This is a genomic window from Streptomyces sp. ME19-01-6, assembly GCF_033793745.1.
Classification (GTDB): Bacteria; Actinomycetota; Actinomycetes; order Streptomycetales; family Streptomycetaceae; genus Streptomyces.
Window position 1 is genome coordinate 1 of the sequence record NZ_JARAXF010000048.1, and the last position, 18779, is coordinate 18779.

Genomic DNA, 18779 nt, shown 5'->3' on the forward strand with positions numbered 1-18779 from the left:
TGTGAAGGGCGAGGTGATCAAGACCGTGCCCGAGTCGAAGATCGTGGAGACCCTGATCGACGAGGCCATGAAGATCGCCGAGCAGATGGAGAAGGACGGCATCGCCTCCGGAGAGCCGGAGGTCTCCGTCACCGGCTGACGCCACCCGCACAGCCCCACCCGCCGTCCGCCCCACCGCCCGCACCAGACCGGACCACGGCCCGTTCGGTGAGCGCGGGCGGTGGCCGAGGCGAGCCCCGAGGTACAGTGCGGAGAATCGAATCTTCTGGCCCTCGGCCGCAACCGGTGAGGCATACCGACACGTGCTGACGACGTCCACCACCAGGGTGCTCGAGCCCCACGAACTCGATGAGGCCCTCGCGGTCCTCGACCGAGACCCGGTCTCCAACGCCTTCGTCGCCGCCCGCGTCCAGGTCGCCGGCCTGGATCCGTGGCGGCTCGGCGGCGAGATGTGGGGCTGGTATAGCGGCGGCCGGCTGGAATCGCTCTGCTACGCCGGAGCCAACCTCGTCCCCATCTGCGCCACCCCCGAGGCCGTACGCGGCTTCGCCGAGCGCGCCCGCCGGGCCGGCCGCCGCTGCTCCTCCATCGTCGGCCCCGCCGACACCACCGCCGAGCTCTGGTCACTGCTCGAGCCCAGCTGGGGCCCGGCCCGCGACGTCCGCGCCCACCAGCCGCTCATGGCCACCACCACCATGCCCGCCGGTATCGCGCCAGACCCGTACGTCCGCCGCGTCCGCAAGGACGAAATGGACGTGATCATGCCCGCGTGCGTGGCCATGTTCACCGAAGAGGTCGGCGTCTCGCCGCTCGCCGGCGACGGCGGGCTGCTCTACCAGGCCCGGGTCGCCGAACTCGTCGGCGCCGGACGGTCCTTCGCCCGCATCGAGAACGGCCGGGTGGTCTTCAAGGCCGAGATCGGCGCCGCCACCCACCACGCCTGCCAGATCCAGGGCGTCTGGGTCGCCCCCCAATTCCGCGGCCGAGGGCTGTCCGAGACCGGCATGGCCGCCGTCCTGCGCTATGCGCTGAGCGAGGTCGCGCCCGTCGTCAGCCTCTACGTCAACGACTTCAACGCCCCCGCTCGCGCCGCCTACCGCCGGGTCGGCTTCCAGGAGGTCGGCGCCTTCATGAGTGTGCTGTTCTGATCGACGGCCCAGTAGGGTGCCGCCCATGCTGCATCAACCTGGCGAAGGGCCACCGGACCCGCAGGGCGTCGTCGTGGGGCCGCTCGATCTCGCCGCGCGCGTGGACGAGGCCCTCGCCGTGCAGGCGGTCGCCTTCGGGCTCACCGACGAGGAGGCCGGCGTACGGCGCCACATCGTGCTGCGCCACCTCACCAGCCCGGGCGCCCGCGCGCTGGGCGCCACCACCCCCGCCGGACGGCTCGTCGGCTTCATCTACGGCATGCCCAACGACCGCACCCACTGGTGGTCCACCGTCGTCGAGCCGTATCTGCGCGACACCGGCCACGAGGACTGGCTGGACGACTCCTTCGTCATCACCGAGCTGCATGTCCACCCCGACTACCAGCAGCACGGCATCGGCCGGTCACTGATCACCACCATCACCGACGGAGCGGTCGAGCCGCGCTCCATCCTCTCCGCGGTCGACGTCGAGAGCCCCGCCCGCCACCTCTACCGCGCCCTCGGCTATCGCGACCTCGCCCGTCCCGTGCTCTTCCCGAGCGCGCCGACCCCCTACGCGGTCATGGGCGCGCCGCTCCCGCTGCGCCGCTGATCCGCCGCACGCCCGGGCATTTCCCGGTGCACGGCAGCAGCGGCTAATCTCCTGGTCATCCCATCCCGTACGCAGGAGAAGAACCATGGCCCACGTCCAGCGCATGTCCAGGTTGATGTTGAAGACGCTGCGCGAGGACCCGGCCGATGCCGAGACCGCCAGCCACAAGCTGCTCGTCCGCGCCGGCTATGTCCGCCGCACCTCCGCGGGCATCTGGACCTGGCTGCCCATCGGCAAGAAGGTCCTGGAGAACGTGGCGCGGATCGTCCGTGAGGAGATGGACGCCATCGGCGCCCAGGAGGTCCTCCTGCCCGCCCTGCTGCCCCGCGAGCCGTACCAGGCCAGCGGCCGCTGGGACGAGTACGGCGACCTGCTGTTCCGGATCAAGGACCGCAAGGGCGCCGACTACCTCCTCGGCCCGACCCACGAGGAGATCTTCACCCAGACGGTCAAGGACCAGTGCACGTCCTACAAGGACCTGCCGGTGATCCTCTACCAGATCCAGACCAAGTACCGGGACGAGGCCCGCCCGCGCTCCGGCGTGCTGCGCGGCCGCGAGTTCCAGATGAAGGACTCGTACTCCTTCGACACCACCGACGAGGGCCTGGCCGAGTCCTACCGGCTGCACCGCCAGGCCTACCAGCGGATCTTCGAGCGCCTCGGCCTGGACTACCGCATCGTCTCCGCGATCTCCGGCGCCATGGGCGGCTCCGCCTCCGAGGAGTTCCTGGCCCCGGCCGCGGCCGGCGAGGACACCTTTGTGGACTGCCCGAACTGCGACTACGCGGCCAACACCGAAGCCGTCACCCTCGCCGTCACCCCCGTCGAGGGGGCCGGGCACGGCCCGGTCGAGGAGCTGGACACCCCCGACACCCCGACCATCGACACCCTCGCCGAGCACCTGAACATCCCGGCCTCCGCCACCCTGAAGAACCTCCTCGTCAAGGTCGACGGCGAGATCACCGCGGTGGGCGTCCCCGGCGACCGCGAGGTGGACCTCGGCAAGCTCGCCGAGCACCTCGCCCCCGCCGAGGTCGAGGTCGTCACCGCCGAGGACTTCGCCGACCGCCCCGACCTGGTCCGCGGCTACATCGGCCCGCAGGGCCCGGCCGGGAAGTCCTTCCGCTACCTCGCCGACCCGCGCGTCGCGCCCGGCACCGCCTGGGTGACCGGCGCCAACAAGCCCGGCAAGCACGCGCGCAACGTCGTCTGCGGGCGGGACTTCGAGGTCGACCAGTACCTGGACGTCGTGGTGGTCAAGCCCGGCGACCCCTGCCCCCGCTGCGGCGCCGGCATCGAGCTCGACCGGGCCATCGAGATCGGCCACATCTTCCAGCTCGGCCGGAAGTACGCCGACACCTTCCAGCTCGATGTGCTCGGCCAGAACGGCAAGCCGGTCCGGGTCACCATGGGCTCGTACGGCATCGGCGTCTCACGCGCCGTGGCCGCGCTCGCCGAGCAGACCCACGACGAGTCCGGACTGTGCTGGCCGCGCGAGGTCGCCCCGGCCGATGTCCACATCGTGGCGGCGGGCAAGGCGCTCCAGACCGAGCTGGCCCTGGAGATCGCGGACAAGCTGGCGGCGGCGGGCGTCCGCGTCATGGTCGACGACCGCGCCGGCGTCTCCCCGGGCGTGAAGTTCACCGACGCCGAGCTGATCGGTGTGCCCACGATCCTGGTCGTCGGCCGCGGCGCGAAGGACGGTGTGGTGGAGCTCAAGGACCGCCGCACGGGCGGGCGCGAGGAGCTCCCCGTCGACGAGGCCGTCTCCCGCCTCGCCGCCTGACGGTCCCGGCGGCCCGCCCCGCGCCCCTTCCCTGCCCGGCCGCTCCGTACGTGGAGCGGCCGGGGCAGGGGAGGGCGTACCTGGGACGTCGGCCGAAACGCGAGCCACAGCCGACCAACAGGGCCCGCGAACCGTCCACGGCCACCAGGCCCCGCCAACCAGCCGGGGCCTGCCCATGGCCTACAACCAGCCGGCGAACTCCAGCAGCAGCTCGCCCCGCCGCCGGTCGCCGACCGCGGCGTGCCGCAGCCCGGCTTCGACCGCCCGGAACAGCGTCCATCCCCGCAGCCGGTCCCGGTCGACGTCCAGCGAGTCCGCCAGCTTCGCGACGCGGCGCCGCGCGGCGGCGGCCGGTCCCGACCCCGCGGCCAGGTCCTCGCAGCGCTCGAGCACCAGCTGCGCCAGGTCGTACGCCCGCTCGCCGACGAGCGGCGCGGGCCCCACCGCCAGCCACGGCGCGCGCTCCCCGGCCAGCACCTTCCCCTGCCGGAAGTCGCCGTGCAGCAGGAGGTGCTCCGGCACCTGCCCGGACAGCTCCTCGCGCCGCTCCAGCGCCTCGTCGACCAGCGGCCGCGCGTCCGCCGCCCAGGTTCCCGCGGCGATCAGCCGCAGCGTCTCGACCCCGTCGCCGGTCCGGGCCGCGACCGAGCCGAACGGGTGCTCCTCGGCAGGCGGCACCCACAGCCGGCGCACCGTGCCCGCCGCCTCCAGCAGCGCCTTGGCCTCCGGCAGCGAGCGCAGCGACACCGCGCTGTGCAGCCGCTCCAACAGCAGCGCCCCGCTCCCGGGGTCGTCGCGCAGCAGGCGCGCCGCGCCCCAGCCGTTCCAGTGCGCGAGCGCCGCCCGCTCATGCCCCGCGTCCGGGCCCGGCGCGGGGAACTTCAGCGTCGCGGGCGTGCCGTCGGCCTGCCGTACGAGCACGATCAGGCTGCTCCGGCCGCCCGGGCTCGGCACCCGCTCGAGCGTCAGCTCCCAGTCGCGCAGCCGGTGCGCGACCAGCTCGGGCAGCTTGGCCAGCCAGACGCGGGCCGGGCTCTCGGGGTCGTTGCTCAGCGAGTCCAGCAGCCGCTGCGGCAGGGTGATGGGGGCCGCCTCAGGGCCTCCGGGCTGCGGTGCCGATGCCATCGCCGAGCTGCCCCCTTTTCTCGGGTTTCATCTGCTTTTCATCTGCTTCATCTGCTTCGTATGCTTCGTACGCTGCTTCGTACGTTGTTCCGTCTGTCGCTCACCGGCTTCCGCCAAGACTCGGCCAAGGCCGCCGACGGCGCCGACACGCCATGATCCAACAGTCGCGGCCGACCGTCACAACTCGCCCGCGGATGCGCTGGCCGACGGCACCCCCAGCGTCGGGCCGGGCGCGGCGGCGCGTTCGGTGAGCCCAGGGAAGGCTACGCCGCTGCCCCGCCAGCGCACCGCCCGGACCGCCGCCTCGCGCAGCGCCCCGGCCGCCTCACGGCGCAGGGCGCCGTCGGCGGCCCGCACCAGATCGGCGTAGACGGCGGCCACCCGGCTCTCCAGCTCCGCCGCGAGCCGCACCGCGGCCGCGGCGTCCGGCACCGCGAACGGCAGCGCGTACGCGGGCGCCGCGCCCTCCGGCGTCCCGCCCAGATCGCGCACCGTACGCGCGAGCGCGTCCCGCCGCGCCCGATGCGCGGCGTACCCGTCCCGGGCCTCCCGCAGCCGGTCGTCACCGATCCGCCCACCGACCACGCCGTACCCGTAGACGGCGGCGTGCTCGGCGGCAAGCGCCGCCTGCGTGGTCTTGAGCGCCAGGGCGCGCCTCCCACGACGCGCGCGAGCCGTCGAGGCGGTCATGTCAGTCCCCTTCCACGGCGGCCCGGGGCCGCCGATCGGTAGCCGGTACGAACACGGGCGCCGCCGCGCCACGCGGCGCGGGCCCATGGTGTGCGGAGCGGCCCCCGGGCGTGCCGCTCTCCCACGCGCCCGCCGCTGCCCGGGACACACCGCGCCGCGGGTGGTCCGCTCCCGGGCCCGGCCGGCGGGGTCATGAGCCCCCCGGCGTGAGCAGGTAGGCGTGCGCGGCGCCGCAGGCGGCGATCGAGGCCAGGAGGCGGGCGAGCTCGGGTGGGGCGTCGCGGAGCGCGGCGGTGCGGGTGCCGGCGGTGTGGCGCTCGGCGCGGGCGAGCGCGGCCAGGGCCTTCTTCTCGTCCTTCGGTACGTCCGGCACCCGCGCCGCCGCGCCCGCGGAGGCGGACGGCGAGGCGGAGGGTGAGGCGGACCCGGACGCCGGGGAGGACGGTCCGGGACGGTCGGGCGTGCGGAAGGCGTCCAGGTGGCGGGCCGTCTCCTCGCGCAGCGGCCGCAACCGGTCCGCCAGCCCCGGATGCGCGTCGGCGGTCGCCTCGTAGCGCGCCAGGAGCGCGGCGGAGTCGCGCGCGCCCCGGGTGCGCAGCCGCTCCTCACCCGCCCGGATTCCGGCCGCGTCGGGCCGGGACCCGGAGCCGTCGGAGCAGCCGGCCAGCAGCGCGGCGGCCCCCGCCGCACCGCCGGCCAGCAGGAGATTCCGCCGATCCGGGGACGGCGGGCGCGGGGGTGTGGCGAAGGGCAGGGGGGCGCGGGCAGGGCGCGGGGGCGGTGAGGGGGTCGTGATCGGCACGTTCCTCTTTCCGGGCTGCGACCGCTCCCGGCCGCCGTTGGTGATCACAGCAGGCGAGCGTACCCTCGCGCGGGGCGACCGCCGGGCACCAGCCACCGAATCGTCAGTCGGCCGTCGGAACGGATAGGCTTTGACCTGACACGCGACCTTCCCACAACAGCACACGCGGCCGAGGAGTCACCCGGATGAGCACCACCCAGAGCGAGAGGCTGCGCGGACTGCTGGAACCGCTGGTCAGCGCGCGGGACCTGGATCTGGAAGAGGTCGAGGTGACACCGGCCGGGAAGCGGCGCGTGCTCCGTATCGTGGTGGACTCCGACGACGGCGTGCAGCTGGACGCGTGTGCGGAGCTGAGCCGGGCGATCTCGCAGACGCTCGACGACACCGACGCGATGGGCCGGCACCCGTACGTTCTGGAAGTCACCTCTCCCGGTGCCGACCGGCCCCTGACCGAGCCGCGCCACTACCGCCGGGCCACCGGCCGCCTGATCAAGGCGCGGCTGGCGGAGGGCGGCGAGCTGGTCGCGCGGATCACCGAGGTGGACGACGAGGGGCTCGACGTGGAGGTGCCGGGCGTGAAGGGGCGCAGACCCACCGCCCGACGGCTGGCCTTCAAGGAGATCTCCAAGGCACGGGTGGAGATCGAGTTCAACCGCAAGCCCGCCGAGCCCGCCGAAAAGGCCGCGGGCGTGAGCGACGAGAGCAAGGAGGAGGCGTAGCCGTGGACATCGACATGAGTGCCCTGCGGGGTCTGGTTCGGGAGAAGGAGATCTCGTTCGACCTGCTGGTCGAGGCGATCGAGTCGGCCCTCCTCATTGCCTATCACCGCACGGAGGGGAGCCGCCGCCGGGCCCGTGTGGAGCTCGACCGGGCCACCGGCCATGTGACGGTTTGGGCCAGGGAGGACGCCGAGGACTTGGCGGAGGGCGAGGAGCCCAGGGAGTTCGACGACACCCCCTCCGGCTTCGGCAGGATCGCCGCGATGACCGCCAAGCAGGTCATCCTGCAGCGGCTGCGGGACGCCGAGGAGGAGATCACCTTCGGCGAGTACGCGGGGCGGGAGGGCGATGTCGTCACGGGCGTCGTCCAGCAGGGCAAGGACCCGAAGAACGTCCTGGTGGACATCGGCAGGCTCGAGGCGATCCTGCCGGTGCAGGAGCAGGTCCCGGGCGAGGACTACGCGCACGGCACCCGGCTGCGCTCGTATGTCGTGCGCGTGGTCAAGGGCGTGCGCGGCCCGTCCGTCACCCTGTCGCGCACCCACCCGAACCTGGTGAAGAAGCTTTTCGCACTCGAGGTGCCGGAGATCGCGGACGGCTCCGTGGAGATCGCGGCGATCGCGCGCGAGGCGGGCCACCGCACCAAGATCGCCGTGCGCTCCACCCGTTCGGGCCTGAACGCCAAGGGCGCGTGCATCGGCCCGATGGGCGGCCGGGTCCGCAGCGTGATGGCCGAGCTGCACGGCGAGAAGATCGACATCGTGGACTGGTCCGACGACCCGGCGGATCTGGTGGCGAACGCGCTGTCACCGGCCCGGGTGAGCAAGGTCGAGGTGGTGGACCTGGCGGCGCGCTCCGCGCGCGTCACCGTGCCGGACTACCAGCTCTCCCTCGCGATCGGGAAGGAAGGGCAGAACGCCCGGCTGGCGGCCCGGCTGACGGGCTGGCGGATCGACATCCGTCCCGACACGGAACAGCCCGCCGAGGAAAGCTGATTCACGGGACGGCCTTCCGGGACTCAGCCGAAAACATCTGACTGTTCGATCGCATCCCCCAAGGGGTGAGGTCGGCTCAGGGAGGTAGACTTAAGCAGTGTCCGGCCGCACACGTGCTCGCGCATGCCCTGAGAGAACCTGTGTGGGATGTCGGGAGCGGGCGGCGAAGGACGATCTGTTGCGGATCGTGACGGCCGAGGGCGTTTGCGTCCCCGACCGGCGCGGTACGCTGCCCGGCCGGGGTGCCTATGTGCACCCCACACGGGTCTGCCTCGACCTGGCGGTCCGCCGCCGGGCCTTTCCCCGGGCCTTCAGGGGGCCGGGGCCGCTCGACACCACGGCACTGCGCCGCTATGTCGAGCACGCCGAGCAGGCAGCGGCGCCGTAAGAAAAAGTTCGAAGAACGGCACGGGTCACCGTGCGGTCAGGTACCTCGCGAGTCGGAAGTAGGTCGAGATTGCGATGAGCACTCGATGAGTACGCGATGAGTACGCCCATGAAGTAGCGACGGTCCGGCGGACGACCACCCCGGACCAGAAGGAGCGAAGTGGCTAAGGTCCGGGTATACGAACTCGCCAAGGAGTTCGGAGTTGAGAGCAAGGTCGTCATGGCCAAGCTCCAAGAACTTGGCGAATTCGTCCGTTCGGCGTCTTCGACGATCGAAGCGCCGGTTGTTCGCAAGTTGACTGACGCTTTCCAGCAGGGCGGCTCCGGCCGGGCCGCTGGTAAGCCCTCGGCGCCGCGCAAGGCGGCGCCCGCCAAGCCGTCCGCGCCCACTCCGGCGTCGGCGGCCCGTCCCGCTGCCCCCAAGCCCCCGACGCCCGGCCCCAAGCCGGTCGTGGCGGAGGGCCCCAAGAGCATGCCGTCGGCGCCCGCTCCGGGCCCGCGGCCCGCCCCCGGCGCCCCTGGCGCACGGCCGACCCCCGGCCCCAAGCCGGCTCCGGCCCAGCCCGCGGCTCCGGCTCAGCCCGAGTTCACCGCCCCGCCGTCGCCGGCGCCGGCGACCCCGCGGCCCACCGGCGCCAAGCCGGGTGGCCCGGTCAAGCCCGGCGGCACCTCCGGCCCGCGCCCCGGCGCCCGTCCGGGCGGCCCGGGACAGGGTCGTGACCAGGGTCAGGGCGGTCGTCCCGGCGGTGCTCCGCGCCCCGGTGGCGAGCGGGCTCCGCGTCCGGGCGGTCCCCGTCCGGCCGGTCCGCGCCCGGGTAACAACCCCTTCACCTCCGGTGGCTCCACAGGCATGGCGCGCCCGCAGGCGCCCCGGCCCGGCGGCGCTCCGCGTCCCGGCGGCCAGGGTGGCGCCGGTCCGCGCCCGCAGGGCGGTCAGGGTGGTGGCCCGCGGCCCGGTGGCGGCCCCGGCGGCCCCCGGCCGACCCCCGGCGCGATGCCGCGTCCGCAGGGCGCGCAGGGCGGCGGCCCCCGTCCGGGCGGTGGCCCCGGCGGTCCGCGCCCGAACCCGGGCATGATGCCGCAGCGTCCTGCCGCGGGCCCGCGTCCGGGCCCCGGTGGCGGCGGTCGCGGTCCCGGCGGTGCCGGTCGCCCCGGTGGCGGCGGTCGTCCGGGTGGTGGCGGCGGCGGCTTCGCGGGCCGTCCCGGCGGTGGCGGCGGCGCAGGCCGTCCCGGCTTCGCCGGTCGTCCGGGTGGTCCCGGCGGCGGCGGTGGTGGCGGCGGCTTCGGTGGCGGCGGTGGCCGTCCCGGCTTCGGCGGCCGTCCGGGTGGTCCCGGTGGCCGTGGTGGCACGCAGGGCGCCTTCGGCCGTCCCGGCGGTCCGGCGCGTCGTGGCCGCAAGTCGAAGCGGCAGCGGCGCCAGGAGTACGAGGCCATGCAGGCCCCGTCCATCGGCGGCGTGATGCTGCCGCGCGGCAACGGCCAGACGGTCCGGCTGTCGCGGGGTGCCTCGCTCACCGACTTCGCGGAGAAGATCAACGCCAACCCGGCGTCCCTGGTCCAGGTGATGTTCAACCTGGGCGAGATGGTCACCGCGACGCAGTCGGTCGCCGACGAGACGCTGCAGCTTCTCGCCGACGAGATGAACTACAACATCGAGATCGTCAGCCCGGAGGAGGAGGACCGCGAGCTTCTCGAGTCCTTCGACATCGAGTTCGGCGAGAACGAGGGCGGCGAGGAAGCGCTCGTCTCCCGTCCGCCGGTCGTGACCGTCATGGGTCACGTCGACCACGGTAAGACGCGACTGCTGGACGCGATCCGCAAGACGAACGTCATCGCGGGCGAGGCCGGCGGCATCACCCAGCACATCGGTGCGTACCAGGCCGCCACCGTGGTCAACGGCGAGGACCGGAAGATCACCTTCATCGACACCCCGGGTCACGAGGCGTTCACCGCCATGCGTGCCCGCGGTGCCAAGTCGACCGACATCGCGATCCTCGTGGTGGCGGCCAACGACGGTGTGATGCCCCAGACGGTCGAGGCGCTGAACCACGCCAAGGCGGCCGATGTGCCGATCGTGGTCGCGGTCAACAAGATCGACGTCGAGGGCGCGGACCCGACCAAGGTGCGCGGTCAGCTGACCGAGTACGGCCTGGTGGCCGAGGAGTACGGCGGCGACACCATGTTCGTCGACATCTCCGCCAAGCAGGGTCTGCACATCGACGACCTCCTGGAGGCCGTCGTCCTCACCGCCGACGCCTCGCTCGACCTGCGGGCCAACCCCGTCCAGGACGCGCAGGGCATCGCGATCGAGGCACACCTCGACCGCGGCCGCGGCGCCGTGGCCACCGTGCTGGTCCAGCGCGGCACCCTGCGGGTCGGCGACACGATGGTCGCCGGCGACGCGTACGGCCGCGTCCGGGCGATGCTCGACGACAACGGCAACGCGCTGGACGAGGCGGGCCCCTCGACCCCGGTCCTGGTGCTCGGTCTCACCAACGTCCCCGGCGCGGGCGACAACTTCCTCGTCGTCGACGAGGACCGCACCGCCCGCCAGATCGCCGAGAAGCGCGCCGCGCGCGAGCGCAACGCCGCCTTCGCCAAGCGGACCCGCCGGGTGTCGCTGGAGGACCTGGACAAGGTGCTCAAGGCCGGCGAGGTGCAGCAGCTCAACCTCATCATCAAGGGCGACGCGTCCGGTTCGGTCGAGGCCCTCGAGTCCTCGCTGCTCCAGCTCGACGTCGGCGACGAGGTGGACCTGCGCGTGCTGCACCGCGGTGTGGGTGCGGTCACCGAGACCGACATCGACCTGGCGACCGGCTCCGACGCCATCGTCATCGGCTTCAACGTGCGCGCCGAGGGGCGTGCCACGCAGATGGCCGAGCGCGAGGGCGTGGACGTCCGTTACTACTCGGTCATCTACCAGGTGATCGAGGAGATCGAGGCGGCCCTGAAGGGCATGCTGAAGCCGGAGTACGAAGAGGTCGAGCTCGGTACGGCGGAGATCCGCGAGGTCTTCCGCTCGTCCAAGCTGGGCAACATCGCGGGTGTGCTCATCCGCTCCGGCGAGGTCAAGCGGAACACCAAGGCGCGCCTCGTCCGCGACGGCAAGGTCATCGCGGAGAACCTCAACATCGAGGGCCTGCGCCGCTTCAAGGACGACGTCACCGAGATTCGCGAGGGCTTCGAGGGCGGTATCAACCTCGGCAGCTACAACGACATCAAGATCGACGACGTCATCGCCACCTACGAGATGCGCGAGAAGCCGCGCGGCTGACGCGCTGCTGCTCACCCGGGGCCGGTCGGCGGAGTATTTCCGTCGATCGGCCCCGGCCATTGCGTGTACGGTTTCGAAAAGCCTGCACGCCTAAGGCCCCACGGGTGGCTTGACCCGGACCGCATGTATGTAGGGACGCTGTCCTTCGACCTGCTCCTCGGCGACGTACGGTCGCTCAAGGAGAAACGCTCCGTCGTCCGCCCGATCGTCGCCGAGCTGCACCGCCGTTTCGCGGTGAGCGTGGCGGAGGTCGGCGACCAGGACCTCTACCGCAGGGTCGAGATCGGCCTCGCGGCGGTCTCCGGGGACGCGAGTCACCTCACGGACGTACTCGACCGCTGCGAGCGCTGGGTCGCCGCACGGCCCGAGGTGGAACTGCTGTCGGTGCGGCGCCGGTTCCACGGCAGCCACGATGAATGACTGCGTGACCGGTGACCGGAAGGCCTCCGGGCCCGCCGGGCCGCCCGAGGCGCTGTGGCGTCCCCGACCACCGATTGTCGAACCGAAGAAGAGAGAAGAAGACGCATGACCGACACCGCGCGGGCACGCAAGCTGGCTGACCGCATCCGGGTCGTGGTCGCGGAGATGCTGCAGCGGCGGATCAAGGACCCGCGGCTCGGCTACGTCACGATCACCGACACCCGGGTCACCGGTGACCTGCGAGAGGCGACCGTCTTCTACACGGTCCTCGGCGACGACGAGGAGCGGGCGGCCTCCGCGGCGGCCCTGGAGAGCGCCAAGGGCGTGCTGCGGTCCGAGGTCGGCCGGCAGACCGGGGTGCGCTTCACCCCGTCCCTGACGTTCGTCCCGGACGCGCTGCCGGACAACGCCCGGACGATCGACGACCTGCTGGCCAAGGCCAAGGCGGCGGACGCTCAGGTGCGCCAGGCGTCCTCGGACGCGACGTACGCCGGTGACGCCGACCCGTACCGGAAGCCCGGCGAGGAGGCTGCCGAGGGCTCCGGTGCCGCCGACGGCGACAGCACCGACAGCACCGACAGCACCGACAGCACCGACAGCACCGATGGCACCGACGGCAAGGGCTCCTCGGACGCATGACGCGCAAGGGACCGGCCGGCTCCACGGCCCCGGACGGCCTGGTGATCGTCGACAAGCCGGCCGGCTTCACCTCACACGACGTCGTGGCCAAAATGCGCCGCTTCGCCGGGACCCGGCGGGTCGGCCACGCCGGGACGCTGGACCCCATGGCCACGGGCGTGCTCGTGATCGGCGTGGAGAAGGCCACCCGGCTGCTCGGGCACCTGGCGCTGACCGAGAAGGAGTACGAGGCGACGATCCGGCTCGGCCGGACGACCGTCACGGACGACGCGGAGGGGGAGGTCACCTCCTCCACCGGCGTCGCCGGGACGGCCCTCGGCGCCGTCGAGGCCGGGATCGCCGAGCTGACCGGGGACATCATGCAGGTGCCCTCCAAGGTCAGCGCCATCAAGATCGACGGCAAGCGCTCCTACGCGCGGGCGCGGGAGGGCGAGGACTTCGAGATCCCGGCGCGGCCGGTGACCGTGTCGTCCTTCACCCTCCACGCGCACCGCGAGGCCAAGGCTGAGGACGGCACACCCGTACTCGACCTGGACGTCACCGTGGTGTGCTCCTCGGGCACCTACATCCGGGCGCTGGCCCGCGACCTGGGCGCCGGGCTGGCCGTCGGCGGCCACCTGACCGCGCTGCGGCGCACCAGGGTCGGACCGTACGGGCTGGCCGCCGCCAGGACGCTGCCGCAGCTGGAGGAGTCCCTCCAGATCATGCCCATCGCCGAGGCCGCGGCCGCCGCCTTCCCGCGCTGGGACGTCGACGCGGACCGGGCCCGGCTGCTGGGCAACGGCGTACGGATCGACATGCCGGCCCGCGAGGAGGCCGGGCCCGTGGCGGTCTTCGGCCCGGAGGGGCGGTTCCTGGCGCTGGTGGAGGAGCACAAGGGCAAGGCGAAGAGCCTGGCCGTGTTCGCCTGAGGCTCCCTGTCTGGGGCGTCCTGCCTGGGAGGCCGCTTCGCACCGCGGGGCGGCCTTCGCCGTCCCGCGATGCGTCGCGCCCCCTTTACCCCCCTAGGGTCTCTGTCCACCCCCGCGCCCGAATTCACCCCATCAGGCAGGCGCTCAGGAGGGTTCGCGGGAGTGGAAGGGGGCGCGTTCCGGTACGGGGGCACCGCCGCCACCTGCGGGGACGCCGGTCGGACCGGCCCGTGGTGCCGACCGATGCGAAGCGTACGCCGACGACATGGCAGTCTTAGACCTGCGAAGTCGACATACATGAGTTCGGGCGAGGAGCGGGCACAGTGCAGCGCTGGCGTGGCTTGGAGGACATCCCCGAGGACTGGGGACGCAGCGTCGTCACCATCGGCTCCTATGACGGGGTGCACCGGGGGCACCAGGTGATCATCAGCCGTACGGTGGCGCGCGCTCGTGAACTGGGCGTCCCGGCGGTCATGGTGACCTTCGACCCCCACCCCAGCGAGGTCGTTCGGCCCGGCAGCCACCCGCCGCTGCTCGCACCGCACCACCGGCGGGCCGAGCTGATGGCCGGGCTGGGCGTGGACGCGGTGCTGATCCTGCCGTTCACGGCGGAGTTCTCCCGGCTGTCGCCCGGCGATTTCGTGGTGAAGGTGCTGGTCGACAAGTTGCACGCGCGGGCCGTGGTGGAGGGCCCGAACTTCCGCTTCGGCCACAAGGCCGCCGGGAACGTCGCGTTCCTGCAGGAGCTCGGCACCACCTACGACTTCGAGGTCGAGGTCGTCGACCTGTACCAGCGCGGGGCGGCGGGCGGCGGCGAGCCGTTCTCCTCCACCCTGGTGCGCAGACTGGTCGCCGAGGGGGACGTCGCGGGCGCCATGGAGGTCCTCGGGCGGCCGCACCGCGTCGAGGGCGTGGTGGTGCGCGGCGCCCAGCGCGGCCGCGAGCTGGGCTTCCCGACGGCCAACCTGGAGACCCTGCCGCACACCGCGATCCCGGCCGACGGGGTGTACGCGGGCTGGCTGACCGTCCAGGGCGAGGCGATGCCGGCGGCGATCTCGGTCGGCACGAACCCGCAGTTCGACGGCACCGAGCGCACGGTCGAGGCGTACGCGATCGACCGCGTGGGACTGGACCTGTACGGCCTGCACGTCGAGGTGGACTTCCTCGCCTACCTGCGCGGCCAGGAGACGTTCTCATCCATCGAGGCACTGCTGGAGCGCATGGCGGCCGATGTGAAGCGGGCCCGTGAGCTGGTCGAGGCGGCCGGCTCCCCCGAGACCGCCTTCCGGGTGGGCGACAGCCGCTGACGCCCCCTGCGGCGGCAATCGAGGCGGCAACGAGACGACGAAGACGCCGGACGGGCTGGATTCAGCCCGTCCGGCGTCTTCGTACCCGGCCCGCCGGTCCGGGGCGGAGCCCCGGCGCCGCGCTCAGCCCTGGGACCCGCCCGGCGGCTGCTGCTGCCAGGCCTGGCCCGGCTGTGCGGCCTGCCACGGCTGAGCGGGCTGACCCGGCTGCTGAGCAGGCTGGCCCTGCTGACCGGGCTGGCCCTGCTGACCCGGCTGCGCCGCGCCCGGATAGGGCTGCTGAGGCTGCTGCCATCCCTGCTGCTGAGCACCCGGATAACCGGGCTGGCCGGGTTGTCCCGGCTGCGGATACCCAGGCTGTCCCGGCTGTCCCGGCTGCGGATATCCGGGCTGCCCCGGGTACTGGGGCTGTTGCTGCTGCGGGTACGGCTGCGGCTGCTGCCCATACGCCTCGCCGTGCTGCTGCCCCGGCAGCGGCGGCGCCACCTGCGGCGGCTGCTGGCTGCCGTCCGCCGTCCACAGCCCCTGTGCCTGCTGGGCGCGGGCGAAGTCCTCGGCGACCATGGCGGAGAGGTTGAAGTACGCCTCCCGGGTCTTGGGACGCATCATGTCCAGGTCCACCTCCGCACCCGCCGCCAGATGCTCGTCGAACGGCACGACGATCACGCCCCGGCACCGGGTCTCGAAGTGCGACACGATGTCCTCAACCTTGATCATCTTTCCGGTCTCCCGGACGCCGGAGATGACCGTGATGCTGCGCGAGACCAGATCGGCGTAGCCGTGGGCGGAGAGCCAGTCGAGGGTGGTGCTGGCGCTGCTGGCGCCGTCCACGGAGGGGGTGGAGATGATGATCAGCTGGTCGGCGAGGTCGAGGACCCCGCGCATGGCGCTGTAGAGCAGGCCGGTGCCCGAGTCGGTGAGGATGATCGGGTACTGCTTGCCCAGCACGTCGATGACGCGGCGGTAGTCCTCGTCGTTGAAGGTCGTCGAGACTGCCGGGTCCACGTCGTTGGCGAGGATCTCCAGGCCGGAGGCTGCCTGCGAGGTGAACCGCCGGATGTCCATGTAGCTGTTGAGGTACGGGATCGCGGTCACCAGATCGCGGATCGTCGCCCCCGTCTCGCGGCGCACCCGGCGGCCGAGCGTGCCCGCGTCCGGGTTGGCGTCGATAGCGATGACCTTGTCCTGCCGCTCGCTCGAGAGGGTGGAGCCGAGAGCGGTGGTCGTGGTGGTCTTGCCGACGCCGCCCTTGAGGCTGATCACCGCGATGCGGTAGCAGGACAGGACGGGCGTACGGATCAGCTCGAGCTTGCGCTGCCGCTCGGCCTCCTCCTTCCGGCCACCGATCTTGAACCGCGAGGGCCCGTTGTTGTTCTTCTTGGGCTTCTGCTTGCCGCGGATCAGGCGGTCCGAGGACAACTCGACCGCGGCGGTGTAGCCCAGCGGGGCTCCCGCGCCCTGGCCCGCCGGGCGCTGCCGCTGCTCAGGGCTGATGACGGGCCAGCCGCCGGTGCGCGGGTCGAGGGGTGAGTCGTTGCCGGAGCCGGGCGTGCTCGTGCCGTCGCCGGGGCGCGGGTAGCCGTAGCCGTCCTGCGGGGCCTGCTGCGGGTACCCGTAACCGGCCTGCGGGCCCGGCGTGGCGGGGCCGGGCTGCCCGGTCGGCGCGGCGGCGGGGGTGCGACCGATGGGGGTCCCACCGGTAGGCGTGGCGTCGGCGGGGCGCGGGAAGCCGTAGCCGCCCTGCTGGCCCTGCTGGCCGGGTACGGCTGGTCCCTGGCCCTGCGGCTGCTGCTGCGGGTTCCCGGGCCCGGAGGCCGGGCCCGGGAAGCCGTAACCGCTCTGCTGCGGGGGAGTCGGGGCCTGGCCGGAGGTCGCGGGCATGGGCTGTGCCGGATGCGGACCGGGGGCTCCGGGCTGCGGATATCCGTAACCACGGTGGTCAGGGCCCGGCCGCGCCTGACCGCCCGGGCCTGCCTGAGCGCCTGGACCAGCGGTGGGACCGCCCTGCGGGAAGGCGCCGTGCGCGCCTGGCGCGTTCATGGCCTGGGGAGGCGCGGCCTGCCCGGCGGCGGGCGTGCCGTCGGCAGGGGTGCCGTCGACAGGTCGCGGGAAGCCGTAGCCGCCCTGGTGGCCGGGTACGGCTGGTCCCTGGGCCTGCGGCGGCTGCTGTTGCGGGTTCCCGGGTCCGGCGGCCGGGCCGGGGAAGCCGTAACCGCCCTGCGGCGGCGCCGAGGCCTGGCCGGGGGCCGCCGGGGAGGCCTGGGGGCCGGTCGGGACGCCGGGGGCGGGCTGCCCCTCGGTACCCGGGGCCGGAGGCGGCCACGCGGCGGCCTGCTGCGCGAACGAGCCGTCCGTACCGGGGACGCCGGTCGCTCCGGGCGCCTGCTGCGGGGCGTCCGTACGCTGCTGCGGAAGCGGTCCGCCCGGAGCCGCGGCACCGGCGCCCTGGGCCGGCCACGGCGCGCCCGGCGCGGGCTGTGCGCCGCCACCCGGCGCTTCGGCCGCGCCCGGTGTGCCCGCAGCACCGCCCGCGCTCTGCGGCGCGGCGGGTTGGAAGTCCGGGGGTAGCGGGGGCAGACCGGCCTGCGGGGCGGCCGGCGGGGCCCACGGACCGGGCTGCTGGGGGGACTGCGGCTGCCCGGCGGGCGGCGCGTCCTGAGGCTCGGCCTCGGCGTTGGGGTCCTCCGGCGCGGCGCCCGTTTCGGCGCTCTTGGCCCTGCGCTCGGCGATGTCGCGGCGCAGGGAGGCGGTGGAGAACCGCAGGGTGCCCTCGCTGCGCACATCGCCGCTCTGGGGCGCGTCGGCGGGCGGGCCAGCGTCGGCGGGCGCGGGAGGCGCGGGGGGCACGTCGGTGGGAACGGCCCCGGACGGTTCGGCCGCACCGGCCCCACCAGCACCGCCGGCCCCGTCGCCTGCCCGCTCGGCGATCTCGCGGTGCAGGGCGGCGGGGGAGAACCGCATGGTGGCGTGGGCGCCCAGATCGCCGGAGCCGGAGCCGCCGGCCTGCGGTGCCGCGTCGTCCCGGACCTCACCGGAACCGGCGGGGCCCGTAATGGCGTCCGTCGGCGCGGGGGCCCCGGCGACGTCAGCGGCCTGGGGAGCCGCGGGCTCCCGCTGCTCGGGAACGTCGGCCGCGCCCGGGCCCTGGCCCGCCGGGCTGCCGTCCCCGAGCGGCGACGCCGCGTCAGCTGCCGGGGCGTCAGCCACGGGGGCGGGCGCGCTCGGCTGCAGCGTGTAGTCGGTCGAATCAGATGGATCTGATGGTGTGCCCGCCCCTTCGGGGCGCCCGGCATCCGTCTGAGCAGCCGCACCCTGTGGGGCGGCACCCTGCGCGGCCTCGTCCGCGGGAGCTCCGGGGGTGGGCGCATCCGCCGCCGGCCACGCGGGCGCGAAGCCGCTCGGCTCCGGGACCCCGGGCGCGGCCACCGGACTGCCCGTCGGGGGCGCAGGCGGCGTTGCCGCGCCTCTGCCGCTCTCGGCGCCCCCACCGCCGCCGTAGGCCGTACCGCCTGCCGCCGACGACGACGAAGCGTTCTGCGTGTACCAGGCAGGCGGGGTGTAATCAATGGTGAATTCGCCCGTGTGCTCGGTCTCCGCGTCGGACCGATCATCGCCGGGTGTGGTTCCGCCCGCGCGGATCTCGTCCCGATCGCTACTCACAATGCCTCCTGGTGTGGTCGAGCACCTTTGAAAATCTTGGCGAGGCCGATCGTTGCCGATCGTTACTGTCGTCCGACCGCTCGGCTTTCCCCGTTGCGACGTCGGGAACCTGAGATGAGGTTCTCCATCGTGCACACCAAGACTAATCACCATGGGCGCCGCTGGGGCAGGCCCGTCCCCGCCCTCAAACCTGACCGATACCTCACGCACCCCTCATGGCTACATCCCGTATGCCGCACGCGCACACCTCCGCATGACTTTCACGGCGTCGACAACTCCGGACTGCAGAGGATCAACCGGTCCACCGGCGAGGTTCCCTGGAAA

Annotated in this window: 15 protein-coding genes and 1 pseudogene; 12 read left to right on the plus strand and 4 right to left on the minus strand. The window is 73.4% G+C overall.

What is annotated here, in order from left to right:
• The 4 genes and pseudogenes from PV419_RS49320 to PV419_RS49335 all read left to right on the plus strand — a co-directional run.
• Positions 1-139: pseudogene (locus PV419_RS49320) on the plus strand (4-hydroxy-3-methylbut-2-en-1-yl diphosphate synthase); the annotation flags it as partial.
• Between the two features lie 163 nt (positions 140-302).
• Complete coding sequence (locus PV419_RS49325; RefSeq protein WP_319700468.1) at positions 303-1148, plus strand: GNAT family N-acetyltransferase; 846 nt, start codon at positions 303-305, stop codon at positions 1146-1148.
• 25 nt (positions 1149-1173) lie between these two features.
• Complete coding sequence (locus PV419_RS49330) at positions 1174-1740, plus strand: GNAT family N-acetyltransferase (RefSeq protein ID WP_319700470.1); 567 nt, start codon at positions 1174-1176, stop codon at positions 1738-1740.
• Between the two features lie 85 nt (positions 1741-1825).
• The gene (locus tag PV419_RS49335) at positions 1826-3526 is read left to right on the plus strand and encodes a proline--tRNA ligase (RefSeq protein ID WP_319700472.1); all 1701 of its coding nucleotides are present in this window, start codon (positions 1826-1828) and stop codon (positions 3524-3526) included.
• 180 nt (positions 3527-3706) lie between these two features.
• On the opposite strand, the gene PV419_RS49340 is transcribed toward PV419_RS49335, so the two are convergent.
• The 3 genes from PV419_RS49340 to PV419_RS49350 all read right to left on the minus strand — a co-directional run bounded on the left by PV419_RS49340 (position 3707) and on the right by PV419_RS49350 (position 6095).
• Entirely contained in the window at positions 3707-4651 is a 945-nt protein-coding gene (locus tag PV419_RS49340; protein ID WP_319700474.1) for an aminoglycoside phosphotransferase family protein, read from the minus strand.
• 177 nt (positions 4652-4828) lie between these two features.
• On the minus strand, positions 4829-5341 hold the full coding sequence (locus PV419_RS49345; RefSeq protein WP_319700476.1) for a ferritin-like domain-containing protein: 513 nt from the start codon (positions 5339-5341) through the stop codon (positions 4829-4831).
• A 190-nt stretch (positions 5342-5531) separates the two neighbouring features.
• Positions 5532-6095, minus strand: a complete 564-nt coding sequence (locus PV419_RS49350; protein WP_415925544.1) for a hypothetical protein — start codon at positions 6093-6095, stop codon at positions 5532-5534.
• Between the two features lie 233 nt (positions 6096-6328).
• Here PV419_RS49350 and rimP point away from each other — a divergent pair, with 233 nt between their 5' ends.
• From rimP to PV419_RS49390, 8 genes are all read left to right on the plus strand, one after another.
• Positions 6329-6862 carry a ribosome maturation factor RimP gene (gene rimP / locus PV419_RS49355; protein ID WP_319700481.1) on the plus strand — a complete coding sequence of 178 codons (534 nt, stop codon included), beginning with the start codon at positions 6329-6331 and terminating at the stop codon, positions 6860-6862.
• Between the two features lie 2 nt (positions 6863-6864).
• A complete protein-coding gene (nusA, locus tag PV419_RS49360; RefSeq protein ID WP_319700484.1) occupies positions 6865-7857 on the plus strand; it encodes a transcription termination factor NusA in 993 nt (330 codons plus the stop codon).
• 97 nt (positions 7858-7954) lie between these two features.
• Entirely contained in the window at positions 7955-8245 is a 291-nt protein-coding gene (locus PV419_RS49365) for a YlxR family protein (protein ID WP_319700487.1), read from the plus strand.
• A gap of 159 nt (positions 8246-8404) precedes the next feature.
• Entirely contained in the window at positions 8405-11518 is a 3114-nt protein-coding gene (infB, locus tag PV419_RS49370) for a translation initiation factor IF-2 (RefSeq protein WP_319700489.1), read from the plus strand.
• A gap of 123 nt (positions 11519-11641) precedes the next feature.
• The gene (locus PV419_RS49375; protein ID WP_319700491.1) at positions 11642-11938 is read left to right on the plus strand and encodes a DUF503 domain-containing protein; all 297 of its coding nucleotides are present in this window, start codon (positions 11642-11644) and stop codon (positions 11936-11938) included.
• A 105-nt stretch (positions 11939-12043) separates the two neighbouring features.
• Entirely contained in the window at positions 12044-12577 is a 534-nt protein-coding gene (rbfA, locus tag PV419_RS49380) for a 30S ribosome-binding factor RbfA (RefSeq protein WP_319700493.1), read from the plus strand.
• Complete coding sequence (gene truB, locus PV419_RS49385) at positions 12574-13488, plus strand: tRNA pseudouridine(55) synthase TruB (RefSeq protein WP_319700494.1); 915 nt, start codon at positions 12574-12576, stop codon at positions 13486-13488. Before rbfA ends, truB begins: the two co-directional genes overlap by 4 nt.
• A gap of 323 nt (positions 13489-13811) precedes the next feature.
• Complete coding sequence (locus tag PV419_RS49390; protein ID WP_319700496.1) at positions 13812-14795, plus strand: bifunctional riboflavin kinase/FAD synthetase; 984 nt, start codon at positions 13812-13814, stop codon at positions 14793-14795.
• 123 nt (positions 14796-14918) lie between these two features.
• Here PV419_RS49390 and PV419_RS49395 read toward each other — a convergent pair whose 3' ends face one another.
• Positions 14919-18455, minus strand: a complete 3537-nt coding sequence (locus PV419_RS49395; RefSeq protein ID WP_319700498.1) for an SCO5717 family growth-regulating ATPase — start codon at positions 18453-18455, stop codon at positions 14919-14921.
• Between the last annotated feature and the right edge of the window lie 324 nt (positions 18456-18779).